This is a genomic window from Caulobacter sp. FWC2, assembly GCF_002742625.1.
GTDB lineage: Bacteria > Pseudomonadota > Alphaproteobacteria > Caulobacterales > Caulobacteraceae > Caulobacter.
The window spans coordinates 3169722-3194667 of the sequence record NZ_PEBF01000001.1; the positions used below are offsets into that span (position 1 = coordinate 3169722).

Annotated in this window: 27 protein-coding genes and 1 pseudogene; 6 read left to right on the top strand and 22 right to left on the bottom strand. The window is 66.2% G+C overall.

Annotated elements, in window-relative coordinates; all coding sequences use genetic code 11:
* Nucleotide 1: 1 nt before the first annotated feature.
* Nucleotides 2-379 carry a copper-binding protein gene (locus tag CSW62_RS15215; protein WP_099579192.1) on the top strand — a complete coding sequence of 126 codons (378 nt, stop codon included), beginning with the start codon at nt 2-4 and terminating at the stop codon, nt 377-379.
* 62 nt (nt 380-441) lie between these two features.
* Here CSW62_RS15215 and CSW62_RS26605 read toward each other — a convergent pair whose 3' ends face one another.
* The 15 genes from CSW62_RS26605 to CSW62_RS15285 form a co-directional block, all read right to left on the bottom strand.
* Nucleotides 442-738: a cation transporter gene (locus tag CSW62_RS26605; protein ID WP_199170611.1), complete on the bottom strand. Its 297-nt coding sequence runs from the start codon at nt 736-738 to the stop codon at nt 442-444.
* Complete coding sequence (locus CSW62_RS26610) at nt 735-1028, bottom strand: cation transporter (protein ID WP_199170612.1); 294 nt, start codon at nt 1026-1028, stop codon at nt 735-737. Before CSW62_RS26610 ends, CSW62_RS26605 begins: the two co-directional genes overlap by 4 nt.
* Before the next feature lie 326 nt (nt 1029-1354).
* Entirely contained in the window at nt 1355-1573 is a 219-nt protein-coding gene (locus tag CSW62_RS26165) for a hypothetical protein (protein ID WP_143324410.1), read from the bottom strand.
* 65 nt (nt 1574-1638) lie between these two features.
* The gene (locus CSW62_RS15225) at nt 1639-1983 is read right to left on the bottom strand and encodes a DUF190 domain-containing protein (RefSeq protein WP_099579194.1); all 345 of its coding nucleotides are present in this window, start codon (nt 1981-1983) and stop codon (nt 1639-1641) included.
* 44 nt (nt 1984-2027) lie between these two features.
* Nucleotides 2028-2495, bottom strand: a complete 468-nt coding sequence (locus tag CSW62_RS15230) for an SRPBCC domain-containing protein (RefSeq protein WP_099579196.1) — start codon at nt 2493-2495, stop codon at nt 2028-2030.
* Between the two features lie 678 nt (nt 2496-3173).
* Nucleotides 3174-5759: a heavy metal translocating P-type ATPase gene (locus CSW62_RS15235; RefSeq protein WP_369827484.1), complete on the bottom strand. Its 2586-nt coding sequence runs from the start codon at nt 5757-5759 to the stop codon at nt 3174-3176.
* 17 nt (nt 5760-5776) lie between these two features.
* The gene (locus CSW62_RS15240) at nt 5777-6127 is read right to left on the bottom strand and encodes a DUF190 domain-containing protein (RefSeq protein ID WP_099579198.1); all 351 of its coding nucleotides are present in this window, start codon (nt 6125-6127) and stop codon (nt 5777-5779) included.
* Between the two features lie 22 nt (nt 6128-6149).
* Complete coding sequence (locus tag CSW62_RS15245) at nt 6150-6605, bottom strand: DUF411 domain-containing protein (RefSeq protein WP_099579200.1); 456 nt, start codon at nt 6603-6605, stop codon at nt 6150-6152.
* Nucleotides 6602-7012, bottom strand: coding sequence for a hypothetical protein (locus CSW62_RS15250; RefSeq protein ID WP_099579202.1), 411 nt, complete (start codon nt 7010-7012; stop codon nt 6602-6604). Before CSW62_RS15250 ends, CSW62_RS15245 begins: the two co-directional genes overlap by 4 nt.
* A gap of 37 nt (nt 7013-7049) precedes the next feature.
* Entirely contained in the window at nt 7050-8363 is a 1314-nt protein-coding gene (locus CSW62_RS15255; RefSeq protein ID WP_099579204.1) for a sodium:proton exchanger, read from the bottom strand.
* Nucleotides 8364-8429: 66 nt separating this feature from the next.
* Nucleotides 8430-11672 carry an efflux RND transporter permease subunit gene (locus CSW62_RS15260; protein WP_099579206.1) on the bottom strand — a complete coding sequence of 1081 codons (3243 nt, stop codon included), beginning with the start codon at nt 11670-11672 and terminating at the stop codon, nt 8430-8432.
* 31 nt (nt 11673-11703) lie between these two features.
* On the bottom strand, nt 11704-12876 hold the full coding sequence (locus CSW62_RS15265) for an efflux RND transporter periplasmic adaptor subunit (RefSeq protein ID WP_099579208.1): 1173 nt from the start codon (nt 12874-12876) through the stop codon (nt 11704-11706).
* Nucleotides 12876-14138: a TolC family protein gene (locus tag CSW62_RS15270; protein WP_099579210.1), complete on the bottom strand. Its 1263-nt coding sequence runs from the start codon at nt 14136-14138 to the stop codon at nt 12876-12878. Before CSW62_RS15270 ends, CSW62_RS15265 begins: the two co-directional genes overlap by 1 nt.
* Nucleotides 14139-14733: 595 nt before the next feature.
* On the bottom strand, nt 14734-16686 hold the full coding sequence (locus CSW62_RS15280; RefSeq protein ID WP_099579214.1) for a cytochrome c/FTR1 family iron permease: 1953 nt from the start codon (nt 16684-16686) through the stop codon (nt 14734-14736).
* Nucleotides 16687-16734: 48 nt separating this feature from the next.
* Complete coding sequence (locus CSW62_RS15285; RefSeq protein ID WP_099579216.1) at nt 16735-17391, bottom strand: cation transporter; 657 nt, start codon at nt 17389-17391, stop codon at nt 16735-16737.
* Between the two features lie 69 nt (nt 17392-17460).
* Between CSW62_RS15285 and CSW62_RS15290 the strand changes: the two genes are divergently transcribed.
* Nucleotides 17461-17853 carry a helix-turn-helix domain-containing protein gene (locus CSW62_RS15290; RefSeq protein ID WP_099579218.1) on the top strand — a complete coding sequence of 131 codons (393 nt, stop codon included), beginning with the start codon at nt 17461-17463 and terminating at the stop codon, nt 17851-17853.
* Nucleotides 17854-17866: 13 nt separating this feature from the next.
* Here the strand turns inward: CSW62_RS15290 and CSW62_RS15295 are convergent, their stop codons facing one another.
* Complete coding sequence (locus CSW62_RS15295) at nt 17867-18199, bottom strand: YnfA family protein (RefSeq protein ID WP_099579220.1); 333 nt, start codon at nt 18197-18199, stop codon at nt 17867-17869.
* A 143-nt stretch (nt 18200-18342) separates the two neighbouring features.
* Between CSW62_RS15295 and CSW62_RS15300 the strand changes: the two are divergent.
* Both CSW62_RS15300 and CSW62_RS15305 read left to right on the top strand, forming a co-directional pair.
* Nucleotides 18343-18819, top strand: a pseudogene (locus CSW62_RS15300) (exodeoxyribonuclease III); the annotation flags it as partial.
* Nucleotides 18816-19175, top strand: coding sequence for a hypothetical protein (locus CSW62_RS15305; RefSeq protein ID WP_233206697.1), 360 nt, complete (start codon nt 18816-18818; stop codon nt 19173-19175). The pseudogene CSW62_RS15300 and the gene CSW62_RS15305, both read left to right, overlap by 4 nt.
* A gap of 75 nt (nt 19176-19250) precedes the next feature.
* Here the strand turns inward: CSW62_RS15305 and CSW62_RS15310 are convergent, their stop codons facing one another.
* The 3 genes from CSW62_RS15310 to CSW62_RS15320 form a co-directional block, all read right to left on the bottom strand.
* Nucleotides 19251-19613, bottom strand: a complete 363-nt coding sequence (locus CSW62_RS15310) for a hypothetical protein (protein ID WP_143324413.1) — start codon at nt 19611-19613, stop codon at nt 19251-19253.
* Nucleotides 19614-19758: 145 nt separating this feature from the next.
* On the bottom strand, nt 19759-19944 hold the full coding sequence (locus CSW62_RS15315; RefSeq protein ID WP_099579224.1) for a DUF3606 domain-containing protein: 186 nt from the start codon (nt 19942-19944) through the stop codon (nt 19759-19761).
* Between the two features lie 62 nt (nt 19945-20006).
* A complete protein-coding gene (locus CSW62_RS15320) occupies nt 20007-20249 on the bottom strand; it encodes a helix-turn-helix transcriptional regulator (RefSeq protein WP_099579226.1) in 243 nt (80 codons plus the stop codon).
* Nucleotides 20250-20452: 203 nt separating this feature from the next.
* On the opposite strand from CSW62_RS15320, the gene CSW62_RS15325 reads away from it, so the two are divergent.
* Complete coding sequence (locus CSW62_RS15325; RefSeq protein WP_099579228.1) at nt 20453-20644, top strand: hypothetical protein; 192 nt, start codon at nt 20453-20455, stop codon at nt 20642-20644.
* Nucleotides 20645-21455: 811 nt separating this feature from the next.
* Here the strand turns inward: CSW62_RS15325 and CSW62_RS26990 are convergent.
* Genes CSW62_RS26990 through CSW62_RS15340 form a run of 3 tightly spaced genes read right to left on the bottom strand, consistent with a single transcriptional unit; the run spans nt 21456 to nt 24417 of the window.
* Nucleotides 21456-21677 carry an AlpA family transcriptional regulator gene (locus tag CSW62_RS26990; protein WP_099579230.1) on the bottom strand — a complete coding sequence of 74 codons (222 nt, stop codon included), beginning with the start codon at nt 21675-21677 and terminating at the stop codon, nt 21456-21458.
* 26 nt (nt 21678-21703) lie between these two features.
* Nucleotides 21704-22690 (bottom strand): copper resistance protein B, encoded by a 987-nt coding sequence (locus CSW62_RS15335; protein WP_099579232.1) that lies wholly within the window; start codon nt 22688-22690, stop codon nt 21704-21706.
* Nucleotides 22687-24417, bottom strand: a complete 1731-nt coding sequence (locus tag CSW62_RS15340) for a copper resistance system multicopper oxidase (RefSeq protein ID WP_099579234.1) — start codon at nt 24415-24417, stop codon at nt 22687-22689. The genes CSW62_RS15335 and CSW62_RS15340 overlap by 4 nt, the downstream gene beginning before the upstream one ends.
* Nucleotides 24418-24592: 175 nt before the next feature.
* On the opposite strand from CSW62_RS15340, the gene copC reads away from it, so the two are divergent.
* Nucleotides 24593-24946 (top strand): copper homeostasis periplasmic binding protein CopC, encoded by a 354-nt coding sequence (gene copC, locus CSW62_RS15345; protein WP_099579236.1) that lies wholly within the window; start codon nt 24593-24595, stop codon nt 24944-24946.

Here is a 24946-nt window from a genome sequence, read left to right on the forward strand (position 1 = left end):
CATGAAGACCCTGTCCCTGACGCTCGCCGCCCTGCTGGCGACGACCGGCCTGGCCGCCTGCGACCGCAAGACCGAAGCCCCGGCCACCCCAGCGCCTCCCGCCGCCGCCGCCCCGGCCGCGAGCAACGCCATGGCCGGCATGGACATGGCGCCAGCCGACAAGATGGCCAAGGGCCTCGGCGTGGTGAAGGCGATCGACAAGACCGCCGCGATCACCCTCGATCACGAGGCCATTCCGGAAGCCGGCTGGCCGGCCATGACCATGGGCTTCAAGATCGCGCCGGCCCTGCTGGACGGGATCGCGGTCGGCGACAAGGTCGCCTTCGACCTGAAGCTCCACGACGGCGCGGGCGAAGTGATGGCGATCCGCAAGTCCTAGGCTTGGCCGGCTGAGGTGTTGATCGTTCTGCCCAACATCTCAGCTAGCGGAGGTTCGTCACGCTAGGGTCGCGCGGCGGCCTCGGATTGCTCTTGCCTGGCCGCGGTCCACACTTCGCGCGCCGCGTCGATGTTCATGGCCGCGATGCCAAGACCGACGACAACATCGGGCCAGAGTGATCGGGTCCACAGGGTCAGGCCGCCAGCCGCGATGATCGCCACATTGGCCAGCACGTCGTTGTGCGCCGAAAGGAAGGCGGCTTTGGCCAGGCTCCCGCCATGGCTTTTGAACCGCGCCAGCATGAAGGCGCAGGTCAGGTTGACAGCCAAGGCGCCGAGGCCGGTGACGGCAAGCTTCACCGGGTCAGGCGCGACGGGCGCGCCAAGCTTGCTCCCGCGCCCAGAGGAAGGCGAGCGCGAGCGCCAGGAGAACACAGGCCAGCGCCATGCCCACGCGCCCGCTGCGCTGCGCTCCAGGCCAGGGCCATGAAGATCAGGAAATTGACCGCCGCGTCCTCGAAGAAGTCGGCGCTATCGGCCAGCAAGGACACCGACCCGATATGCAGGGCCACGACGAACTCGACGAGGAAGCAGGCCAGGTTCAGCATCGCGGCCCATTGGACGGCGCGTCGGAAGTGTTGATCGTTCATCAAAGGCCCGTGGTGTTCGTCCGCGCGACGCCACGCGTCTTAGCGCACCGCCGCCGTGCCTGTCCCCGGCAGACCCGGTCGTCCGGTTTCAAGGCGCAGAGCCCACCCTCGCCCGTCTCGAACTGGAGCGTAGCGGGCTTACGTCAAAGCTTGTTCCCTCAACCTAAGTTGACGGCACCAACCATGGACGTGGCTTATGCGGCGCGCTAGAGCCGATAGGCTGGGTCGTTCAGCGGCCTAAGCGTGTCCGCAGTGTCTGCTTGCCCGCAAGACTATCACTATCGACTGGATTCTACATTTCGCGAATTCTGCTGGAGCAGTATTGCCTAGCCTTCGCCGATCATGCCGCCGTCGGCCCGCGTCTCAGTCTCGCTCTCGACGCCCTCGACGCTGGCCGCGCCCGCCTCACCCTCGCCGATCATTCCGCCGGGCTTGTCAACAACGGGAGGCGTGGCCTTGGGATCGCCGGGCGATGCGTCAGTAGGCGCGACCGGCTTGGCGCCTGCCGGCGCGGCGAGATCTTTGGAAGGTGCTGCGGGATTCATGAATGTGCTCCTTAGGCAAGGAAGGCCTCAACGCAGTCCAATGTTCCCCCGCCGTTCATCCACATTCATCCGCCGTGATGGCGGTGGCCGCCGTAGCCGACGACTTGGACTTTCTCCAAGGTCACCAGACCGATCTCGACGGACAGCTCAAGAGCTTCCACGAAGGCTTTCAGCTTGGGCTGAGCATCGACCAATTCGACGATGAGGTGCTGATCCGGCGCCAAGTCCCTCGCGTGAGCGCCATGGACGATCGCGGTGTCACCGTAGGCCTGCATGACCCGCAAAACCGCAGCGCTCGCGATCTTCATCTGGCGCGCTCTAGCGAGCAGCACGTCGTCATAGGCTTGGCCTTGAAATGTGAGCGCAGCGTCGAAATAGATCCGCAGTAGGTGCTGGCTGTCATTGGTCATTTGAATGAGCCTTGTCGTTGTGAGGCTGTCGCGGTGAGCAACCCTTAAATCCGGGTCCGCGGCCGCTTGCGCGCGCCGGTGGTGAGCGAAGCGTTGGTGGTCAGATAGCGGTCCAGGGCTTTGTCTGTGACGTCACTGGCCGTTCGCATATTGGCGACGAAGGGTTGGGCGAAGCGGAACAGGAACTCGGCCGGCCCCGTCATCTCGGTGCGATGGCGCAGCAAGGTGCCCCTTCGGCTTGGCGTCAGGAGATAAGACTCCGTATTTTTCAGCATCAGGTTGCCAGTGGCGAAGGCTATGGCCTCGCCTGGGATCAACGTGCTGATCCTGCCAGAATCCTTGCGTCGTCGCTCAAGGCTGGTCCTGACCAGCATCTTCACTTTTTCATTCAAGGCCAACTCACCCGACACCGTGCGGAATGGGTGCCACTTGGGATAACCAGGGAAGTCGGTAATAGCGCGCCAGACCTTCATGGGCGGCGCTGCGATATCGATCTCGGTTTCGATCATCATGGCGCAGTTCCTAAAAAATGCGCGAGGGCGGCGCGGCTTTCGAGGATGCCTCATCTAGCGGTTGGGCGGCAGGACACGGCCCCACAGTCCGTTGAGCGCACACGCGAGCGCTCTCGCCCGGACGCAGGTCACCGACGGTCGGCACGTCGAAGAACGTGCAACGGTGTTCATGTCCGCGCAGCCCTGACAGGGCGCGCGAGGTCGAACTCAGCAGCTGTCCCTTGGCGTCTACGCGATCGACCCGGATGCGTACTGGTGATGGCAATGATGATCTGCGGCAAGCTGCACCGTGGAACCGAACGCCGTTGGGCTCCTGGATCGCCTCGACCGATTTGAGAATGAAGCCTCGTGGCGCTGTGGCCTCAATCGGCGTCGAAAGCAACGCAGCCCCCGCATAGGCCACGCAGCCCCCCAGCCCGACCACCAAGCCGCCAGCCGCCAGCCACGCGGTAGGAACACGAAGAGGTTTGTGCGGACGGAAGATCATGTTCGATATCCAAGTTCGAGCGCAAGAAGGATGATCGCCAAGGCGAGGAAAAGCAGCGACACGATGATAGCGACTACGGCCCATGCCGAAGGCCGGTTGGCTTTGGACCTAGCGCGAGCCGACGGTGTGTGACGATTATGGCCGGTCATGACGCAAGCGTGCTCCAACCGCGGTCGAGATGGCGCAGTCGCTCATACGGTCTTGGCCCGATAGGCCAGCAAGCGCAGCGCGTTTGCCACGACCAGCAAGGTCGACCCTTCGTGGAAGATCACCGCCTCGCCGATCTTCAGACCCAGCAAAGTCGCTGGGATCAGGAAGGCGACCATTCCCAAGCTGACCCAGAGGTTCTGCTTGATGATGCCGCTGGTGCGGCGGCTCAGGCCAACGGCGAACGGCAGATGAGTCAGATCGTCGGCCATCAGCGCCACGTCGGCGGTCTCGAGCGCGACGTCCGATCCGGCCGCGCCCATGGCGATCCCAACCGTAGCGTTGGCCATGGCCGGGGCGTCATTGACGCCATCGCCGACCATGGCGGCCTTGCCAAACTTCTCCTTCAGGGCCTTGATCACCGCGACCTTGTCCTCGGGCATCAGGCCGCCCTTGGCCTCGTCCAGTTCCAGTTCCTTGGCAATGGCGCTGGCCACCGACTGGTTGTCACCCGACAGCATGATGATGTGCTTGATCCCCAAGGTGCGCAGACGCTGGATCACGACCTTGGCGGCTGGGCGCGCGGTGTCCATGAGGCCAAGGACGCCGAGATAGCGATCACCGTGTCGAACCACCACGACCGTGCGACCCGCAGCCTCCAATCGTTGAGCCTCGCTCCAGACCGCTGCGGGCGGCTTTGGCCCCTCCCCACTTTCGAAGAGGCCGGGCTTGCCGATCACCGCGGCCTTGCCGGACACGTCGGCCTGAACGCCTTGTCCGGTCAGGCTCTTGACAGCCTCGGCCTTCAGGCGAGGGGTCTGCCCCAGCTTTTCCTCGCCGTCGCGGACGACCGCGGCCGCCAGGGGGTGGTCGCTCAAGGCTTCGACGGCAACCGCCACGGCCAACAACTCGTGCTCCTCCACGCCATCGGCTGGCACCACATCGGTGAGCCTTGGCTTGCCCTGGGTCAAAGTGCCGGTCTTGTCGAACGCCAGGGCGGTCAGGGTGCCCAGATTTTCCAACGGGCCACCGCCCTTGACCAACACGCCGCCGCGACCGGCCCGAGCAACCCCGCTCAGCACGGCGCTGGGCACGGAAATGGCCAGGGCGCAGGGGCTGGCGGCGACCAGGACGGCCATGGCGCGATAGAAGCTGGCGCTGAACGGCTCGTCGATGACCAGGAACGCCAGCATCAACAGGCCAACGCCGACCAGGACCGCCGGCACGAAAATCCGTTCGAAGCGATCGGTGAACCTTTGGGTCGGCGATCGCTGAGCCTCCGCCTCGGCCACCATCTTGACCACTCGCGCCAGGGTGCTTTCCGAAGCTTTCTTGGCGACGCGGACATCGAGTGCGCCTGAGCCGTTGATCGTGCCGGCGAAGACACGATGCTCGCTGCTGGCTTTTGCAAAATCCAGATCGTGCTGCGCGGCGGCCCGCTTATCGACTGGGACGCTCTCCCCGGTCACCGGCGCCTGATTGACGCTGCTTTCCCCAACCACCACGACACCGTCCGCGGCGATCCGCTCGTTGGGGCGCACCAGCACGATATCGCCAATCTTGAGCGCTTCGACGGCGATGTCCTCGGTCTGATTGCCGCGTCGCACCGTAGCGCGTTCGGGCGCCAGTTGGGCCAAAGCCTCGATGGCGCGACGCGCCCGGCCCATGGCGTAGTGCTCCAGGGCATGGCCAATGCTGAATAGGAAGAGCAACAAGGCGCCTTCAGCCCATTGCCCTAGGGCGGCCGCGCCAGCGGCGGCCACCAGCATCAATGTGTCGATCTCGAACCGGCGCTTGCGCAGGTTCTCGAAGGCTTCCTTGAGGGTGAAATAGCCGCCGAACACATAGGCCGCGCCATAGAAGATCAACTGGACCACGCCGGGCAGCCGCTGGCCGATCAGCCAACCGGCCAAAAGCATTACACCGGAGAGAACCGCGAAGATCAGTTCGGTGCGTTCGCCAAAGACGCCGCCGTGGGCATGATCGTGGTCGCCCGCGGCGTGGTCGTGGCCTTCATGGCCCGTGGCGAGCTTGGCGGACGCACCGTGATCGTGTCTCTCGTGAGCTGGGTCGGGCACACGCGCCTTGTCGTGGACATGTCCGCTGCCGGAGCCGTGGTCGTGGTGCTCGTGCACCACGCCCTCGACATTGACGCCACTGGGTTGGCGATCCGTTGGAGCAGGGCGAACTAAGAGGCGAGCCCCTGCGGCGCGCACCGACGCGCGTAAGGCGTCTTCGTCGGTCTTGGCGCGATCGAATTCGACAAATCCGCGGCCAGTGGGTCCGACCTCGGCCGCTAACACGCCGACCTGCCCTCGAAGGCCATCGGCGATCCGGCGGGCGCTCCTGGCATGGACGCCGCCCGCCAGTTCGAAGGCGAAATGACCGAACCGGTCGTTGAGGGTCGCTCCGGCCTGCAGGGCGAAAGCCCGCAGTTGGCCCAGCCGGATTTGGCTCTCATCGTAGTGGATGCAGAGCGAGCCTTCGCCCGCCTCGCTCTTGTCGACGTGGGCTTCGGAAACGCCAGGACGCCCCTCAAGCACGGCGATCAGGCTCGTGACGCAGTGGTCGCAGGCGTCAGCGGCCTCGGGCAACAGGATCGGCAGTTCAAGTCGGAGCTTGTCGGTCATGGCGCGACTCCTGAAGTCTACTGATGGGGTTCGACGTGATGGCCGCCGTACCGGAGAACCTCGACCTTTTCGAAGGTGATGAGGCCTATGCCCTTGAGATCATCGAGAGACTTCAGGAAAACGCGCAAGCGCGCCTCCTCGTCGACAATCTCGATGACGACGGGGAGATTGTCGTTGAAGTCCAACGGCCTAGACTCGTGCATGCGCGCCGACTCGCCAAATCCCTTTCGGCCGCGCAGCACGGTCGCGCCGGCTAGCCGCTCCTGTCGAGCGCGCAGCACGATCACATCAATCAAGGCGCGGTCGCCAACCAGGGCGTTCTCATCGGTGTAGATACGAAGCAGGACAGCTTGCCCGGGGATTTGCATGGAAGTCTCCTTTGAGGCCGGTTCAGTGACGCGCGAAAACTTGTCGGCGGCCGCCCGAGAGCAGCAGCAGGGTGGAGTAGGCTTGGGGGACGACGCCGGGCACGGTCATGCCCGGCGAACCAATCGGCATGCCGGGCACGGCCAGGCCCACCGCCCGGAGGCCGCGCCGCAGCAGCGCCGCAACGTCTTGGGCCGGCACATGGCCTTCGATCGCGTAGCCGTGAATAACTGCGGTGTGGCAGGCGGCAAGATCCTCGGGAACGTTGAAGCGCCGTCGGACCGCCACCAGATCGTCGACCTCGACGCTCCTGGGGGCAAAACCTGCGGCGGCCATGTGCGCCATCCAGGCCTGGCAGCATCCGCACGCCGCCAAGCGATAGACGGTGAATGGCGTGGCCGCCGCCCTCCCTTGGCCCGCGATCGCGGTCAGGCCCGCCGTCAGGCCGGCCAGCGCTTGGCGGCGCGACCAGGGCGTCATCGGTGCGCCTCCGTGGGCGCGGGCTCGGAGACATTCAGGAGAAAGTCGTGCTGGTGATCGGCCTCGACGATGCTGAGCCTGGCGCCTTCGCGCGGCGCGGACTGCGCCGAGGTCGAGATCCACCCCCGGCCGTTGCGCCTGAAAATGATCGTCTCGCCGGCGGCGCTGAGCCCCACCCGTTGGGCGGTTCGCGGGGACACCGCATCACCGTTTGCGTCTAGAAACCGGATCATCAGACGCGGGTCGGCCGCCGCGCCGGTGCGTCGAAACTCCACGGTCATCCGCCGCGCCTTCGTCCGCCAGACCCCTGGAGCCGTCGGCTCCAAGACCAGGACGCGTTCGGCCCACGCGGCCTGGGCGAAACCCGCGCCAGCGACCCCGGAGACAACCAAGCCTGCGGCGATCATCGATCGCCGCAGGGGCGCCGGTCTCAAATCAGTGAGCCTAGGCGTCATCAGCTGCGCGCTCCGGGCTAGACTGGGGCCTGGCCAGTTGAAGATCGGCAACGGTGTCGGGTTTGGCCGTCAGGCTAAAGGCGGTGGACAGCAGGCCAGTGATGGCGCGCCAATTGAGCGCGAACAGCAATCCGGCCAGGATGAGGTAGCCCCAGGCCACAGACGTGAGCGCCGCGATATCGCGCGCTTCGTCTTGGCGCAGGGTCAGGGCGATCATCAGTTGGGCGACAAACAAGCCCAGCAAGGCGATCGCGCCGAACACCGAAAGCCGCAGCCGCAGCAGCAGGGCTAGGCCGAACAGAGACTGCGCGGCTGTGAGGAAAAATTCCTCATGCTGACGCGCGTCAAGCGGCAGCGCCGTCAGTTGCCCCGCACCCAGACTCATGGCCAGGGGCAGCATTCCGACCAGTAGCGTCCACTGGTTGATCTTGTCGCTGATCATGGCCACCAGACCCGCCGCCGCCCGCCCCGCAAGCACGAACAGCACCGCAATGACAACCGCTGGGGCCTCGCTGGCGATTGGCGCCAGCCACTGGATCAGCAAAAACTGGTCGATGCCGAGCGCGCGTCCGCCGTCGATCATCGACTCGGCGAACGGCTCGGCAACGGCCAAGATCACTCCGGCGGCGACCACGGTCATGCCGATCATCACCGTCCAGCGCGCCTTGGTCGACATCTTGGCGATGACTGCGCCGGGGCCAGGCTCTTCAGCCTCGTCTTCATCCTGCGCCTTGGGCAGCTTGCTGACACGCCAGAGGTAGAGGCCAAACAGCCCGACCAATACGATGGAGTCCCAGGCGCTGATCGTGTTCTTCAGGATGATGACAAAGGCGTAGGCGCTGGAGATGGCCAGCACGACGATCTCGATGGCGTTGACTGGCGCCAACTCAATGCCCGGTTGCCGGTTCTTCCACCAGTGCAAGAGGACCATGGCCGGCCAGGCCAGGCCGATCAGCAACCGGTTGGCGCCTGTCATGTTGGCGGCCGCGAAGGCGACATAGCCTTCACTGGGCGATCGCCCCGCCTGGAAGGCGTAGTAGATGTCGACGGCGTATTCGGGCAGCACCGTGACAAGAGCTACGGCCGCCAGGATCAGGCCTTGGGAGAGGTATTTTTCCGCCGCTTCCGCGCCCCAGGACAACAGGAAGCCCGCTGCCAGGATCGCGACGCCGAACACGGCGATATCCAGCACGGCATTGGGCCGCCAGCCTTCGATCCGCAGAGCAAGGGCGGGGATCATCACCGCGGCGGCCAGACCGACGGGTATCCAGAGTTGCCGTGCTTGAGAAGCCTTCAGGGACATCGCTTTTCTTTCGACAAGAGAGACACGCCGGCGTGGTGGGGGGACGGGCCACGCCGGCGCCCCGGATCAGTGCGTCGCCGGTGACGGCTCTGCCGGGCTAACATCTGGGACGGCCCGACCTCGGCCCAGTTGGAGGACCAGTTGAGCGATGGCCGGCAGCACGACGAGCGTGACCGCCGTCGCGGTGATCAGACCGCCGATAACCACCATCGCCAGCGGCTTTTGCACCTCCGCGCCAGTCCCATGCGCCAAGGCCATGGGAATAAAGCCGATCGCGGGCACCAGGCCCGTCATCAACACCGGACGGAAACGCTCGATCGAGCCCTCATAGATGGCTTGCGGGACCGGCATCCCCTCGTCGAGCCTCTGGCGGACGCTCGACATCACCACCAGGCCGTTGAGGACCGCTACCCCGGCCAGGACGATGAAGCCCACCGCCGCCGAGATCGAGAAGGTGATCCCGGTCAGGGCCAAGGCGAAGACCCCGCCCGACAACCCCAGCGGAATGGCCGCAAAGACCGAGGCGGCGGGCTTAACGCCTCCCAGCGCCATGTAGAGAATCAGGAAAATCAGCACAAAACAGAGCGGCACGACGAGCGCCAGGCGGGCGGTCGCGGCCTTCAGGTTTTCGAACTGTCCGCCCCAGGTTAGCCAGGAACCGGTCGGCAATGGCACGGCGTCGACCTTGGCCTTGGCCTCGTTGACGAACGAACCAATGTCGCGCCCCCGCACATTGACCTGGATGACCACCCGGCGCTTCCCGTCCTCGCGGCTGATCTGGTTGAGGCCGTCGGCGAACCGGAACTGCACCAGTTCGCGCAGCGGGACCGAGCGTTGAGCATTGCCGTTTTCGGACGGCAACATCACCGGCAAGGCGCCCATGGCGTCGAGATCGTCGCGCTGGGCCATCGGCACCCGCACGGTGATGTCGAAACGCTTGTCGCCTTCGAAGACATCGCCGGCCTGACGTCCGCCCATCGCGGCGGCCACCGTGTCGGCGACTTCCTCGACGGTCAGCCCGAAGCGCGCGATGGCGGCGCGGTCGAACCGCACGTCCAGGGTCGGGGCTCCAGCCGTCTGCTCGACCCGAACCCCGTCGGCGCCCGGGATGGCTTCCAGGACCGCGCCGATCTTGGCGGCCGATACGCCCATCTTGTCCAAATCATCGCCATAGAGCTTGATAGCGACGTCGCCGCGCACGCCGGCGATCAGTTCGTTGAACCGCATCTGGATTGGCTGGGTGACCTCGAAGCTGTTGCCCAGCAGCGGCGCGACCTTGGCCTCGATGCGCTCGACGACCTTGGCTTTGTTCTCCACGCCCTTGGGCCACTCCTTCTGCGGCTTGAGGATGATGAAGCCGTCCGAGACGTTGGGCGGCATGGGATCGGTGGCGACTTCGGCGGTGCCGGTCTTGGAGAACATCATCTCCACTTCCGGCAGCGAACTGACCGCCTTTTCCACCTGCTGCTGCATGGCGCGCGACTGTTCCAGCGCCGTGGAGGGAATCTTCAGCGACCCCATGGCGACGTTCTTCTCATCCAGCTGCGGGATGAACTCCTGGCCAAGGGTCGTGTAGACCACGCCTGCGACCAGGAAGAGGGCCAGGCCCCCGCCGATGAAAGGCCAGGGTTTGGCGATCGCGCGCTTGAGCACCGGGTCATAGTGACGCTTGGAGTAGGCGATCACCTTGACCTCCTTCTCCGACACCTTGCCGCGCATCAGGATGGCGACCATGGCCGGCACGAAGGTCAGCGATAGGATGAACGCCGCGCCCAGGGCCAGCATGATGGTAATGGCCATCGGCGAGAAGGTCTTGCCTTCCACACCGGTGAAGGTCAGCAGCGGCGCGAACACCAGGAAGATGATCGCCTGGCCAAAGACCGTGGGACGAATCATCTCCTGGGTCGCGTGCAGGACGGTCTCCAGGCGTTCAGGAAGATCCAGCAGCCGGCCGCGATGATGCTGTCGCTCGGCCAAGCGAAGCAGGCAGTTTTCGATGATAATCACCGTGCCGTCGACGATCAGACCAAAGTCCAGGGCGCCCAGGCTCATCAGATTGCCCGGCACCTTCAGCTCGTTCATGCCGATGGCCATCATCAGGAACGATAGCGGGATGATCAGCACGGCGATGAAGGCCGCACGAACATTCCCCAAGAGCAGGAAGAGTGTCGCGGCGACCAGGATCGCCCCTTCGGTCAGGTTGCGTTCGACGGTCGCGACCGTCGCGTTGACCAAGACCGAGCGGTCCAGCGTTGGGGTGACCTCCACGCCTGGCGGCAGCGACTTCTTGACCTCTGCCAGCTTCTCGCCGACCGCCTTGGCCACCGAGCGGCTGTTCTCGCCGATCAGCATCAAGGCGGTGCCGACGACCACTTCGTCGCCGTTCTTGCTGGCGGCGCCGGTGCGCAGGTCGCCGCCGACGCGAACTGTCGCGACATCCTTCACCGCGACAGGCACCGTCCGACGTGTGGCGATGATGGCGCTCTGGATTTCGTCGAGCGTGCGCACCCGCGCGTCGGCGCGGACCAGATAGGCCTCGCCGGCCCGCTGGATGAAGTTGGCGCCGACAGAGAGGTTGGCCGACTCCAAGGCCTTGGCCAGATCGGTGTACGACACGCCGTAGGCCGCCAGCTTGGCGGGGTCCGGCTCGACGACATATTGCTTCTCGTAGCCGCCGATCGAATCGATGCCGGCCACGCCCTTGACCGAGCGCAGTTGCGGCCGGATGACCCAGTCCTGCACGGTCCGCAGATAAGCGGCTTGGGAAATCTGATCGGTGAGCCGCTCGCCTTCGGGCGTCAGATAGGCGCCGTCGCTCTGCCAGCCGGGGCTGCCGTCGTGGGGCTTGGCGCCCTTCCCGCCGGGATTGGTGAACTCCACCGAGTACATGAAGACTTCGCCCAGGCCGGTGGTGACCGGCCCGATCTGCGGCTGGACAGACGCCGGCAGGGTGTCTCGCGCCTGGGTCAGGCGCTCGGCCACCTGTTGGCGGGCAAAATAAAGGTCCGTGCTTTCGGAGAAGATCGCCGAAACCTGAGAGAAACCGTTGCGCGAAATCGAGCGCGTGGTCTCCAGCCCCGGAATGCCGGCCAGGGCCGTCTCGACGGGAAAGGTCACCCGCTTTTCGATCTCGATCGGCGACAGCGCGCCGGCCACGGTGTTGATCTGCACCTGCTTGTTGGTGATGTCGGGAACCGCGTCGATCGGCAGCTTGGTCAGCTGCCACGCCCCGAACGCGGCGATGAGAACGGTGACGAGGAGGACGTACCAGCGTCCCTTCACCGACATAGAGAGAATGCGACCGATCATTTCGGCGTGTCTCCGGATTTAGGTGAGGGGATCATTCTTCTTCCGCGCTCTTGCCGAGCTCGGCCTTCAACAGGAAGGCGTTCTTGACCGCGAGCGTCTCGCCGCCCCTCAAACCCTGCGCGATGACCACGCGCCCGGCGCTGCGCTGGCCGACCGTCACCGGCTGGACCTTGAAGCCGGTTTTGGTGCGCACGAAGACCACGTCGCGCCCCTCCACCGTCTGCACCGCCTCCTCGGACACGACGAAGCCGCTGGACGTTGATTGGCGTGAGGTAATGCGCGCGCGGACCAATTGCCCAGGCTGCAGCACGCCCGCACCGCCCGTCAGGGTCAGGACCACGGTGGCCGACCGGGTCTCTTCGCTGACGCCCGGCGTCACGGCCCGAACGATTGCGGTGCGGGTCTCGCCGGTATTGGTCTCGATCACCGCCTGGTCGCCCGGCTGGATGCGACGCGCGTCGTTGGCGGTAACGGCCGCGTCCACCTGGATCTTGGCCGGATCGGAGATCCGGAAGAGCTCGGTCTCGGGTTGGACGAACGCCCCAAGGCTCGCCGCCATCGAGGTCACTCGGCCGCTGATCGGACTGATGACCGCCACATAGCGGCCGTCGCGTGACACCCCTGAGGCGCCGGCGGCTGTAGCCGCTCGTCGGGCCTCGGCTTCTGCCACCACCAGTTCGGACTGGGCGGTCTCGTAATCTTGGCGGGGGCTGACCTTTTGTTCGTAAAGGCGCTTCTCCCGAGCCAGGACCTTTCGCGCCAGATCGGCCTTGGCGGTCGCCACGCTACGATCGGCCGAAATCTGGGCCGCATCCCGACTGGAGACCAGGGCAAGCGTGTCGCCGGCCCTGACAGGGTCGCCGAGGCGCTTGGTGATTTGCGTGATCGAGCCAGCGGCGCGCGCTGTCAGTACTGCCTGGCCGGTCGGCTCGGCCTCGACCGTGGCCTGGGCGACGATCTCCGAAGCGAGGCCACCGGTCGTGACTGTCTGCAGTTGGACGCCTGACGCGGTGATCCGCTCCTGGCCCATGGTCAGGGTTTCGGCGGCATGAGCAGCCTCGGCGGGCGCGGCTGCTGGAGCTTCAGGGGCGGCGGGCTTGCCACTCGTGAATTTACCCGCTGAGAAGGCGACGACGGCGACAACGGCCAGGGCCGCGCCGGCCATCAACCATTGGCGATTGGCGGATGTGGTTTTGAGAGGCATCAACGGTCTCCGAAGAGGCGGCCTTGCAGGCGCGCCAGGCCCGCTTCGGCGCGCAGACGCGCCAGCTGGGCCTCGATGGTTTGGGCGCGCGCTTCGGCCAAAGACCGGCGCGCGTTGATGAGTTCGACGAGCGGCGACTTGCCCGCCTCATAGGCGATACGGGTCAGCCGGTAGGCCTCGGCCGCCGTCGTTTCGCCCTCCGTCGCGGCGCTCACCCGCGTCTGGGCCGCGTCGATCTGGAACAGGGCGGTGCGGGTGTCGGCTTCTGCGTCGAAGCGGGCGGCGTTGAGCCGGGCTTCGGCGGCCTGAAGTTCGCCTTGCGCCGCGGTTATGTTGCCGCGGTTCTGGTCGAACACCGGGATCGGGATCGAAAGCCCCGCCACCAGCGCGGTGGAGTCATCGCCACTGAACCGCCTAACGCCAGCCGAAACCGTTACATCGGGCACGGCTCGAATTTTCTCGATCCGGACGCGACGCGCTGCCGCCTCCCGTTCGGCTTGTGCCGCCAGGACGGCGGGTGTGGCCAGAACATCGATATCGCGCTGTTGGGATTTCACCTTGGAGCCGCTCAGCAGGCTTTCGGTCAACGAGGTGAATGGCGCCGCTGAGCCGGCCAGCGCCGTCAAGCGCGAGAAGGCTCCCGCCCGCTCGGCCCGCGCTTCATCGAGCGAGGCGCGCGCCGCCGTCAGGGCGGCTTGGGCCTGGAGGCTGCGAAGCTCGGCTTCCTTGCCGGCGTCAACCAGGGCGCGCGAGGCGCGGACGGTCTCATCCGACAGCGTCACCGCCTCCTGCGCCAAGCTCACCCGACGTTCGGCGGCTTCGGCCTGGGCGTACGCATCGGCCAAGGCGAAGGCGTAGTCAGCCTGTGATTGAACAAGGCGCGCCCGCGCCGCGTCCAAGTCGGCTCGGCCCGCCGCCATCCGCGCTCCGCGCTTCCCGCCCAGTTCCAGAGGCTGGCTCAGCGAGAAGGTGGTCTCCGCGTTATTGGAGCCGCTATAGACCCCGCTGCCACTGAAGTTCTCGACCCCAATATCCGCAGTGGGATTGGGACGAGCAGCGGCTTGCCGCGCTAAGCCTTCGGCCTGGCGCACTGAAGCGGCGGCCTCGGCGAGGCGCGGTGCATTGGCCTGGGCTCGAGCCAACAGGTCTTTGAAAGGCGGCGCCGGATCGGCGGCCGCGCCGCGTCCGGCCGCCAACGCGCCCAAGATCGCAGCCGCGCTGGCGGCCGCGTATCGCAGCCGTCCACGCATGATAAAAGTCATGAAGTTTAAAATCCCCAGAGTTTCGATGCAGTTTGGCGCGCCGTTCAGGGGCGCCGATAACGCATCAGACTCTGGGTGGGCGGTCCAAGAGGGCGGGACGCGACACCTGCAGCCACGGATCCTGGAACACAGACCAGACCGCGCGATGGACGAACGGGACGATTGCCAGGGCGGAGAAGGCGGGAAGCGTCAGAGTGTGGGCGACACAATGGCCCGTACAGAGGCCGGCGACGTCCTTCTTCTGTGGCGCTTTGTGATCGGTGGGTGTTTTTGCAAGGCTGTCGAGCGCTTGCAAGCTCACCATCGGTTCGCCCTCAAGCCACCGATGTGCGGCTGGGCTAGCCGCGATCGTCCCGAAAACGAACGCTAAAACAACGACCGCTGTCAGCAACTGGCGGATCGATATGGTTAGGCCACCGAAGAGAGCACGGCTCAGGCCCCGTCGAAGGTCGGCGAACGGCGCGGCGACGAGACCGCCCCGGAGACGCAAGCGTCCGGTGCTAGCGATCATGCCCAAAGGCCGATTTCGGAACGCCGTTCCTACCATGGTTGGCTCTATACCTGTCAGATTGGCCGATGGAAATGCGTTACAAGATCACGCAGCCCCGTCGGCCTCGGCGCTGCCCGCCCGCCGCGACCACCAGAAGCCCCCGACCAGGATGGCCAGCGTCACCGCCTGGGCGGCGACGCCCTCGATCGTCGGGAAGAAGCCCAGCAACTCGATGCGCGGTAGGGCCAGGGGGTGCAGGTCCAGAAGCCCCGCCTCCTGGAGGGCGGCCACGCCCTTGCCGGCCAGGACGACGGCGAGGATCGCCATCAGAATAGCGCTGTATTCGAAGAACTTGCCGATCGGCAGGCGCTTGGAGAACCGCAGCATGGCCCAGGCGATGGCGGCGAGGACGACGATGGCGCAGCCGACGCCGGCCAGCACGGCCCCTGCCCCGCCCTGCGTCCACAGGGCCGTCAGGAACAGGATGGTCTCGAACACCTCGCGATAGACGACGACGAAGGCCAGCAGGAACAGGAACCAGGCCGACTGCTTGGACAGGGCGTGCGACAGCTTCTCGCGGATGTAGACCTGCCAGGCGTCGGCCTGGGCCTTGCCGTGCATCCATAGGCCCACCGAGATCAGCACGGCGGCGGCGATGAGCGAGCCGAAGCCCTCGGTCAGTTCGCGGCTGGCGCCGCTGATCGAGATGAAGAAGGTCGCCGCCGCCCAGGTCAGGCCGCCGGCCGCCAGGGCCGCGATCCAGCCGCCGTGGACGTAAGGCAGCACGTCGGTCCGCTCGGCCTTGCGCAGAAAAGCGATCATGGCGACCACGATCAGCAGGGCCTCCAGGCCCTCGCGCAGCAGGATGGTGAAGGCGCCGGCGAAGCTCGACAGGCTGCTGGCCTTCTCCGGGGCCAGCGCCCGGCCGGCGGCGGCGAACAACGCGTCGAGGCGTTCGATCTGGGCGCGGACCTCGCTGGCCGGCGCGGCCTTGCCGATGGCGCCGCGCACATCGCCCATCGCACCCTCAATCCGACGCATCAGGGCCGGATCGCGCGCGCCCAGCGACGGCTCGACCGGTTCGAAGCCATCGAGATAGGCGGCCAGGGCCAGATCAGCGGCGGCCTTCCGATCGCCTGCCTCATAGGCCTTGAGGCTGGCGGCCAGCTTCTGGCGGGCGACATCGAGCGAGCCGCCGCCCGTGCGGGTGACGACCTCGGGATGGCGACGCAGATAGGCGGTCAGGGCGCGGGCCTTGGTCTCGCCCACGGCAGTCGCTAGGGCGGCGGGCGTGGTCTGGGTCAGGGTTTGCAGGTCGGGGAAACGGGCGCGGACGGCGGCGTCCTCGTTCCAGAGCTTTTCGCCGGCGGCGGCCTCGGCGTCGCTGAAGGCGAAGCGCCCGACATAGAAGGCCAGGTCCCATCGATCATCTGACGGCAGGTGGGCGTAGCTGGCCATGGCGGTGCCGTCGAGGCCCTGTTGGATGACCTGGTAGAGGCCAAACACGCTGCGCTGGCGGGCGCGATCGGCGTCGGCGAAGGCGATCGGCGGCGGGTCCAGGCCGGCGGCGTTCGGACCATCGGCCTTGCCCGTTTCGCCGTGGCAAGCCGCGCAGTTCTCTGCATAGAGGGCCGCGCCGCGCGCCAAGTCCGGCGTCCGCTTGGGGGCCAAGGGCGTGGGATAGGCGGCCAGCAGGTCGTTGGCCAGGGCGTGGGCCTTGGCCGAGACCACGGCTGGCTCTTGCTTGGCGGCGATCGTGGCCTGCAGTCTCTCGGCCTTGGCCAGTAGGTCCGGCTGGGCCTTGGTGGCCGGAAGGCCGGCGATGCGCTCGCGCACCTGGCCGGCGAACTCGTTCATCTCGGCATATTCGGACGGGCTGATGACCTTGCCGTCCTTCACCGCCCCAGCGTAGTCGACCGAGAGGTAGTCGAGCAGTCGCCAGGCGGTTTGCGAAGAACTGGCCTCTTGGGCCTGGACCGTCGGCGCGGCCGCCATGAGCACGACCGCCAACAGGCCGCCAACCATCGAGGCCAAGCGGCCCTTGAGAGCAGTAATCATTATCAATCCATGAGCGCGAAAAGGCGCTGCGGCAAGAGCTTGAGCATGTCAGGAGGTCTCGAGATCGGCGCGGTGTTCGTCGCGGGCCTGGCGGATGATCTGGTAGGCCGAACTCAGGAAGACCCCAGCCAGCAGCACGCCCACGATCAGGTCGGGCCAACGCGAGCCGGTCAGCCAGACGAGGACGCCGGTGGCGGCCACGCCCAGGCATTGGATCAGATCGTTGCGGGTGCAGAGCCAGACCGAGCGGACATTGGCGTCGCCGTCGCGGTAGCGGACCAGCAAGGCGGCGGCGGCGAGGTTGGCCAGGGCGCCAAACAGCCCCAGGGCCGAGATCGCCTCGCCGGAGGGCGCAGCCCCGCTCAAGGCCCGCCAGGTGGCGAAGCTCGCGACGGACAGCGCGACCGCGCCGAGGCTGAAACCCTTGAACAGAGCCGCGCCGGTGCGAACGCTCACCGACTTGCCGATGGCCCACAGGCTGATGGCGTAGGTGGCGCTGTCGGCCAGGAAGTCGAGCGCATTGGCCGACAAGGAGGCCGAGCCCTGGATCAGGCCACCGATCAGCACGACGACGAAGCCCACGAGATTGATCGCGATCACCCACGCCAGGGCGCGGCGATAGGCCGGGGTGGCGCCGTCGAACTTGACGTCGCTTCCACAGCCACAGCCCGAGGCGGCCGGCTTGCTCGAACAGGATTCGCTCATAGGGCCACCATGCATCCTCTAGCCACTTGAGGATCAAGGGCCTATTTGCGGGATCAAGGAGCGCCCTGCATGACCCTCTCCATCGGCCTGTTGGCCAAGGCCGCCGACGTCAAGGTCCCGACCATCCGCTTCTACGAGGAGATCGGACTGCTGCCCGAGCCGCAACGCGCCGCCAACGACCGCCGGGTCTATGATGTCGGCGCCGTCCGTCGGCTGGTCTTCATCCGCCACGCGCGTCAGCTCGGCTTCTCGGTCGAGGCGATCCGCAACCTGCTCGACCTCTCCGACAATCCCGAGCGCCCGTGCGGTGAGGCCAACGCCTTGGCCGCCCGCCAGCTCGACGACGTCGAGGCCAAGATCGCCCAGCTGGAAACCCTGCGCGGCGAGCTTCGGCGAATGGTCCAGGCCACCTGTGACGGACGGGCCGCCGATTGCCGGGTGATCGAGGCCCTGACCGGATAGGCGGCGAAACCAGTCAGCTCGCGGTTCGCCGCCCCAGCAAGATCACCGCCGCGCCCACCAGGCAGATCGCCGCGCCGGCGATGTCCCAGCGATCGGGTCGCACATGCTCGACGCGCCAGAGCCAGCCGATCGAGGCGATGATGTAGACGCCGCCATAGGCGGCATAGGACCGGCCGGCCGCTTCGCTGTCGACCTGGGTCAGCAGCCAGGCGAACAGCGCCAGGGAGGCCATGCCCGGGGCCAGCCACCAGATCGGCTTGCCCTCGCGTAGCCACATCCAGAAGCTGAAGCAGCCGGCGATCTCGGCGAGGGCCGCGCCGACATAGACAAAGGCGGTCTTGATCATGGTCCGGTCCGCAGGGTGCGCCTGGACACCGTGTAGCTTGCAGCGCCGCCCAAGTCCCCAAGGATCACGCAGTCCGGCCCCGGCCCGCCAGCGCAGGCGACGTCGCAGCTCGCGACCAGGGCGGCGATGCTCCGCTCGAGGGCTTTCAGCTCGATGAGCTTGACCTACCCAACGGCAACCCCGCGCCAGGTCCCAAGTTCGACTACAAGCTTGCCTGGTTCGAGCGCTTCATCGACCACGCCGCCGACCTGATGGCAAGTGGGGCTCCGGTGGTGTTAGCCGGCGACTACAACGTCATCCCCACCGACGCCGACATTTACCCAAAGCACTCCTACGCCGGCAACGCGCTGCTTCGGCCCGAGAGCCGCGTGGCCTTTCAGCGACTTCTAGGCCAAAGGTGGACCGACGCCTTGCGGGCGATGCACCCGGTCGGGCCGCTGTGGACCTTCTGGTCCTATCTTCGCAATCGCTGGGAGACCGATCACGGGATGCGGCTGGACCACTTGTTGGTGTCGACGAGCTTGGTCGATGACTTCGTGGCCGGCGGCGTGGATCGCTGGGTGCGGGCCGAAGAGAACGCCAGTGACCATGCTCCGGCCTGGATTGTGCTCGACCGGTGAACCAGATCCCCAAGACCCCAAGCACCTATCCAACGACGCCCGATGGTCGCTACTTCGTGGTCAAGGAGCGGCTGTGGCGGCTTTCCAATCCAAGGCTGGATGCGCAGGTTCGCGAAGGCCTGGTCAAGGCGTTGATGGACGCTCGACGCGAAGTGGGAGCGGCAGGGCGGCGCGGCGATGAAGAGGGCAAGGCGCTGGCGCGCTCCAGAGTGGATGAGGCCAAGCGAGGACTGGGCGAGCGAGGGCCTGTCTGGTGGTCGGATGGCGCGCCTGATTTCAATCGTCGGCTCGTGAAGAACACGCCTTATGCGCAGTGGTTTGATCGGTTAGGTCAGATGGGGGAGGCCTCCCCCTGAGCTTGAGCCGCAAGGCTCAATCTACCCCCTCTGCGGGGACACCCCGCAACGCCCCGTTCGTGACTGCATAGACGCCTAGACGACGTCTGGCGTCCCAAACAGCCTGACCACCAGGATGGCCTTGGGGTCACCGTCGTCGGCCAGTTCGAGCAGCTGGGGATAGCGGCGCTGCGGCGAGAAGATATCCAGGTGCGCCTCGTAGACGTCCGACCAGTCTTCGATGTCGCCGGGCATAATCACGCGCATGTCTGAATCAAACCGTTGCAGCTGGCCGATCAACGCGCCGACGGTCAGCGGGCCGTACGGCGGGCCGGCCCTCTCCCCTGTCGTCGAGCGACGCAGGTAGGCGACCAGGCGCCGCAGCCGGCCAAGAATGGGGCGCCTGGCCTTGCTCGGCGCGCCAGCCCGTAGGGCGATGGAGGTCATCGTGAGCTGCACAGGGGTGCTCCCGCGCCCGGCCGTGTCCCATCGCCCAGGGCCTCCACGGCAGTGGCGCTAAAGAGCGTCACCGCCGCCAGCGAGATCATCAAGGCGCGGTGCGGGCGGTCCGGCCGCAGGCGTTGAGCGGACCGCCCGGGCATGATCAGTGCGCGCTGCGTTGCAGGTAGGCTTGCACGGCATCAGCGCCGTTGCCGGCGGCCTTAACCGCCCGCTCGAGTTCTTCGCGCGAAACGCCGAACTTGTCGCTCCAGTAGCGGACCTCGTAGTCCTCGCTCAGGCTGATCTTGGAGGCGTCTTGCGGGCCGGTCTTGGTCTTGTCGTCGGTCATGGAAGTCTCCTTTCCACCCCAACCGGCGCGGGCGACTCCGGGTTCCCCTCGCGGGCGTCAGGTCAGGCTTTCAGCCGCAGCCCTGGCCCACCCTGTTGGCCGGCTTCCAGGAAGACGACGCCGGCCGCGTCCAGCGCCGCGCGAACGGCCTCGACGTTGGCGGCCGCGCGCTGGGCGGTTCCGATCTTGGGGTCTTCCATGCGCCGGATGCTCATCAGCGACAGGCCGCTGGCCTGCGCCAACTGGGGCTGGCTCCAGTCCAGTAGCGCCCGCGCCGCCCTGATCTGCCCGGCGGTCAGAAGCATGAAGAGAGCATAAAATGTTCAGGAAAGATCATTTGTAGTTATCCTGGCTATCGCGGTCGTGGTAGCAATCTGTTCTTAAGTGAACAGATGAGTTCAAGCCATGGCCTCACGTCGCAAGGCGGGAGACGCGGTCGCGCGCCTGCCTGCCCTGGCCCCCTGCGCTCCCCAATGCTATAATGGAGGGTGTTCAAAGGAGTTTAGCCATGAGCCGTTGGTCTTCATCCGACCCTGCGGACATAGCTTGGCGCCGCGAGCAGATGAGCGCGAGCAACGACATCGAAGGCGTGCGCCGCGATCCCCGGGGCGACCAGTTTATGGCGCGCCTGGACGCTCAGGGCAAAACTCCAGCCCAGAAGCGTGACGCACTGCGCGGTTATTTTGCCCAGAAGGCTTAGTGAGCGACCGCAAGGCGGACGAGCGTGCCGCGTTCGCGCGTCGTCTATTCTGACGGCCGTGTCCTGGTGAACGAGCTTGGCGCCCTGACGCGGCCGATTGCCTATCAACGATAGGCCGATCGAAGAAGACATGCCCCTCGCGCGGGCAGCCGGACTTATGCCGGGTTCAAAGCAATCCCGATCACCACCTCTTCTAGGGACCTCCATGCGTGGGGCGGACAGAAGCAGACTACGGCAAATCCTCGTTGACCGCCCCCGCCCGACCGAACTCCGCACACAGTTCGATGGAATCGGAAAGCTCGTTGCGAAGCCAGTCGCGCGACAGCCGGCATCATGCGGCTGTTGCGCATGCACGGCGGCTTAAGCGTTCACGGTAGTGCGACATCGCGCCATGGGAGGTGGAAGAGAGCAAAAAAGAACGTTGAAAAGCGAGTGCAGAAAATGCACACGAAACCCTATAAATATTTGATTATATTAGCAATTCACTCCAGTCCATCATAGGCGCCACGGCTAACCTATTGTTTTTATTATATTTTTTGGCGATGCGAATCATGGATGGGTTATGCTGTCTTTTCAGCTACTTAGCTGATCTCGTGTGCAGCCGAGGGCAATATCGCAGAAACGGCGGCGTTCAGCAAAGCGCTTCTGGCGTTGATTTTATTGACCTTTTCGAGTGCAGTCGGTCCCTTATCGGATTGGACGGATTGTCTCGCCTTTTCCGTGTCTTACCGAAATCCGTGTGCAATTGGTGTGGACGTGCACACACGTCCACGCGAATACGCGTGAACATGTCGCCGTGTGAACGCCCTGTCTAAGGGCCGTGTGAGCTTCGTTTTGGTGGAGCGTGCGCTGGGACGCCCCTGTCCGATGTCGACAATCGACGGCCAAGGTCGGCCCATGCCTCCAGGTCAGCCAGCGCGTAGACGACCCGGCCGCCGAGTTTCCGGTAGACCGGCCCGGTGCCATGGACCCGATGCTTCTCCAGTGTTCTCGGCGACAGGCCGAGGAAGGCGCCGGCTTCCCTGGTCATCATGAACGGGGCTGGACGCTCGCCAGGAATCAAAACCACGCCCGCAGCCCCACCACGAAGGCCGTTGACCGGACATCCTTGCCCGCGGCGCGGGCATAGTCCGCGGTCCGGCCGAAGCGGCGGTCGAACGAGACGCCGATGTAGGGCGCAAACTCGCGGCGGATCTCGTAGCGAAGGCGAAGGCCCAGTTCGGCGTTGGAGAGGCCGCTGCCTGTCCGGGTCTCGGCGGTGTCCTGGGCGGCGAAGTTGAGCTCGGCCCGGGGCTGCAACACCAGGCGCTGTGTCAGCCGAAGATCGTAGGTCCCTTCGACGCGGCCAAGGACCTCGCCCTTGGTGGAGAGGAAGGCGGCGGCCGACACATCGAACCAGTAAGGCATGAGCCCCTCGGTCCCGATCGTCAGGTAGGTCCGGTTCTTCGGCGCGAAGTCCTGGCGGACGCCGGCCTGCAGATCGAAGTAGGGCCCGATCGCCCGCGAATAGAGGCCCTGGACCTCCGCGGCGTCGACGCCGCCCTTGAATGAGCCCTCCCCTTCGCTCTTCAGCACAAAGCGGTTGATGTCGCCGCCCCAGAACGCCGCGCCCTCCCACCGGTAGCCGCCGCCGCCCCGGCGGGCCTGGTATTCGGCGAGGTTGCTCATCACCATCGAATAGCGGGCGCCGCCGTGCTCCTCGCGCAGCACGGCGCGTGCGGCGGCCATCCTGGCGGGATCGTAGAAGGTGTCCGCCGCGTGGTCGGTCGGCGCCGGCGGCGGCGTCAGGTGCGGGATCGGCGCTTCGTCTTCGCCGGCGGTCACCATCGCGTGGCCCGCGTGGTCGCCGCCCATGCCCTGCGACATATCCATGCCCGGCATGTTGTCTGGCGCCGGCGGCGAGGCGGGCGCGGCGGCGGGCTTGGGCGCGGCCTTGGGCGGGTCGGCCGGCATCGACATGCCGTGCATGGAGTGGTCCATCGTCTGGGCCAAGGTCGGCGAAGCGGCCAAGGCGGCGACAGCCGCTATCGCAATCAGGCGGCTCATGCGGCGGCTCCGTCCATGGGCCGTACGCTGAACACCTGAAACATGCCCGCGTGCATGTGGTAGAGCATGTGGCAGTGGAAGGCCCAGTCGCCAGGCTCGGCCGTGAAGTCCCAGGACACCTTGCCGCCCGGCAGCACCATCACCGTGTGCTTGCGCGGCCGATGCCCGGCCGGTCCCGTCACCAGCTCGAAGAAATGCCCGTGCAGGTGGATCGGGTGGGCCATCATGGTGTCGTTGACCAGGGTGACCCGCACCCGCTCGCCCTTCTCGAAGGCGTAGGGCTTGGTGGTCTCGCTGAACTTCTCGCCGTCGAAGCCCCACATGAACCGTTCCATGTTGCCGGTCAGGTGGATGTCCAGGGCGCGTGAGGGCGTGCGCGTGTCCGGGTTGGCATTCAGGGCGACGAGGTCGCGATAGACCAGCACCTTGTGGCCTGCGTTGGCGAGCCCCTGCCCCGGCTCGCCGGTGCGGTCGACCGGCATGGGTGCGATCATCTGCACGCCAGGTCCGAGCTTCACGCCGGGCGCGTTGGCCGGGTTCCGCATCGACATGTCCATGGCCGGCATCGCCACGTCTCCGCCGTGAGCGCCCATCCCGTGCATCGCGCCCATGTCCATGCCCATGCCCATGTCGCGCATGGTGGCGAGGGGGCGGGCGCGCAGCGGCGGCACGGGCGCGGTCATGCCGAGGCCCGGCGCCAGGGTCGCGCGGGCCATGCCCGAGCGGTCGACCGACTCCGCGACCAGGGTGAAGGCCTTGTCTTCCATCGGCTGTACGATGACGTCGAAGGTCTCGGCGTTGCCGATCTGAAACTCGTCCACCTCAACGGGCCGCACGTTCTGACCGTCGGCGGCGACCACGGTCATCTTCAGGCCGGGGATGCGCACGTCGAAGACGCTCTGGGTGCCGGCGTTGATGAACCGCAGCTTGACCCGCTCGCCGGGCTTGAACAGTCCCGTCCAGTTATCCGTTGGCCCATGACCGTTGATCAGGAAGGTGTAGGCCGCGCCGGTCACATCCGAGATGTCGGTCGGGTCCATCCGCATCCTGGCCCATTCGATCCGGTCCTTCAGCGACTGGTCCTTGCCGGCCAGCAGGCCCGCGACCGTCTGGCGCTGGTAGTTGAAGACGCCCGATTGCTGCTTCAGCTTCTCGAAGATCTTGTGGGCGTGGATGAAGCTGTAGTCCGACAGCATGACCACATAGTCGCGGTCGGCAGGCGCGGGCTCTGGCGCCGCCGGCTCGATGACGATCGGGCCGTAGAGGCCCTCCTGCTCCTGCAGCCCGGAGTGACTGTGATACCAATAGGTGCCGCTCTGTCGGACCGGGAACTCGTAGACGAAGGTCTCGCCCGGCGGGATGCCGGGGAAGGTCACACCCGGCACGCCGTCCATCTGGAAGGGCAACAGGATGCCGTGCCAATGGATGGAGGTGGTCTCGGCCAGCCGGTTGGTGACAGACAGCCTGACGGTCTGTCCTTCCTTGAGCCGGATGATCGGCCCCGGCAGCGATCCGTTGACGGTCACCGCATGACCGGATCGCCCGTCGATGGTCCAGGCCGCATGACCGATGGTCAGGGCGATGTCCGTGCCCGACACGACCGGGGGCTCTCCGGCGACCACCGCAGGCGCAGCCTGCGCCCAGGCCGGCAGCAAGGCGCTTGCCGCGAGGCCGCCTCCCAAGGCGACCGTCGATTGCAGCAACCGCCGCCTGTCCAAGTCCCGCATACTGACGTCCCAACTCCCGGCCGACTTCGATGTCCCGGCCTGTCCTTGCGTTACGCGCCGGCTCGAACCCGGCCCTCAAGTTCGAAGGCCGCTGGCGATCGAGGTCAGGTTGAGGGCGCGCCTGCTCCTGGCGCGTAACGCTTTCAACGGCCCATGCCGTCAGCGGAGTTTGAGCATGTCGAAGATCCTCGTTCGCGCCGGCCTCGGCGTCCTTCTGGCCGCGGCCCTGGCGGCCTCCCAGGCCTCGGCCCACGCCCACCTCGTCGCCTCCGAACCGGCGAACAACGCCATGGGCGCGGCCCCCAAGGCGATCGCCCTGCATTTCAGCGAAGCGCTGATGCCCAAGTTCTCGAAGGTCGAGGTCTCGATGGGCGACGCCGCCGTGCCGGTGAAGACGGAGATCGCCAAGGACACCATGACGGCGGTTCCCGCCGCGCCCTTCGCAACGGGAACCTACAAGGTGAAATGGCACGCGGTGACGGCCGACAGCCACAGCGTCGACGGGACCTTCAGCTTCATGGTCCACTGA

Excerpts from the sequence above, each read along its gene's own strand:
- CSW62_RS15250 (WP_099579202.1), bottom strand. The coding sequence starts at position 7,012 with ATGATCGCCGCAGGCTTGGTTGTCTCCGGGGTCGCTGGCGCGGGTTTC.
- CSW62_RS15295 (WP_099579220.1), bottom strand. The coding sequence starts at position 18,199 with ATGATCAAGACCGCCTTTGTCTATGTCGGCGCGGCCCTCGCCGAGATC.
- CSW62_RS15245 (WP_099579200.1), bottom strand. The coding sequence starts at position 6,605 with ATGACGCCCTGGTCGCGCCGCCAAGCGCTGGCCGGCCTGACGGCGGGC.
- CSW62_RS15320 (WP_099579226.1), bottom strand. The coding sequence starts at position 20,249 with ATGCTTCTGACCGCCGGGCAGATCAGGGCGGCGCGGGCGCTACTGGAC.
- CSW62_RS15270 (WP_099579210.1), bottom strand. The coding sequence starts at position 14,138 with ATGACTTTTATCATGCGTGGACGGCTGCGATACGCGGCCGCCAGCGCG.
- CSW62_RS15215 (WP_099579192.1), top strand. The coding sequence starts at position 2 with ATGAAGACCCTGTCCCTGACGCTCGCCGCCCTGCTGGCGACGACCGGC.
- CSW62_RS15255 (WP_099579204.1), bottom strand. The coding sequence starts at position 8,363 with ATGTCCCTGAAGGCTTCTCAAGCACGGCAACTCTGGATACCCGTCGGT.
- CSW62_RS15225 (WP_099579194.1), bottom strand. The coding sequence starts at position 1,983 with ATGACCAATGACAGCCAGCACCTACTGCGGATCTATTTCGACGCTGCG.
- CSW62_RS15290 (WP_099579218.1), top strand. The coding sequence starts at position 17,461 with ATGACCCTCTCCATCGGCCTGTTGGCCAAGGCCGCCGACGTCAAGGTC.
- CSW62_RS15230 (WP_099579196.1), bottom strand. The coding sequence starts at position 2,495 with ATGATGATCGAAACCGAGATCGATATCGCAGCGCCGCCCATGAAGGTC.
- CSW62_RS15280 (WP_099579214.1), bottom strand. The coding sequence starts at position 16,686 with ATGATTACTGCTCTCAAGGGCCGCTTGGCCTCGATGGTTGGCGGCCTG.
- CSW62_RS15315 (WP_099579224.1), bottom strand. The coding sequence starts at position 19,944 with ATGACCGACGACAAGACCAAGACCGGCCCGCAAGACGCCTCCAAGATC.
- CSW62_RS15265 (WP_099579208.1), bottom strand. The coding sequence starts at position 12,876 with ATGCCTCTCAAAACCACATCCGCCAATCGCCAATGGTTGATGGCCGGC.
- CSW62_RS15285 (WP_099579216.1), bottom strand. The coding sequence starts at position 17,391 with ATGAGCGAATCCTGTTCGAGCAAGCCGGCCGCCTCGGGCTGTGGCTGT.
- CSW62_RS26165 (WP_143324410.1), bottom strand. The coding sequence starts at position 1,573 with ATGAATCCCGCAGCACCTTCCAAAGATCTCGCCGCGCCGGCAGGCGCC.
- CSW62_RS15235 (WP_369827484.1), bottom strand. The coding sequence starts at position 5,759 with ATGACCGACAAGCTCCGACTTGAACTGCCGATCCTGTTGCCCGAGGCC.
- CSW62_RS15325 (WP_099579228.1), top strand. The coding sequence starts at position 20,453 with ATGAGCCGTTGGTCTTCATCCGACCCTGCGGACATAGCTTGGCGCCGC.
- CSW62_RS15260 (WP_099579206.1), bottom strand. The coding sequence starts at position 11,672 with ATGATCGGTCGCATTCTCTCTATGTCGGTGAAGGGACGCTGGTACGTC.
- CSW62_RS15340 (WP_099579234.1), bottom strand. The coding sequence starts at position 24,417 with ATGCGGGACTTGGACAGGCGGCGGTTGCTGCAATCGACGGTCGCCTTG.
- CSW62_RS15240 (WP_099579198.1), bottom strand. The coding sequence starts at position 6,127 with ATGCAAATCCCCGGGCAAGCTGTCCTGCTTCGTATCTACACCGATGAG.
- CSW62_RS26610 (WP_199170612.1), bottom strand. The coding sequence starts at position 1,028 with ATGAACGATCAACACTTCCGACGCGCCGTCCAATGGGCCGCGATGCTG.
- CSW62_RS15335 (WP_099579232.1), bottom strand. The coding sequence starts at position 22,690 with ATGAGCCGCCTGATTGCGATAGCGGCTGTCGCCGCCTTGGCCGCTTCG.
- copC (WP_099579236.1), top strand. The coding sequence starts at position 24,593 with ATGTCGAAGATCCTCGTTCGCGCCGGCCTCGGCGTCCTTCTGGCCGCG.
- CSW62_RS26990 (WP_099579230.1), bottom strand. The coding sequence starts at position 21,677 with ATGATGACCAGGGAAGCCGGCGCCTTCCTCGGCCTGTCGCCGAGAACA.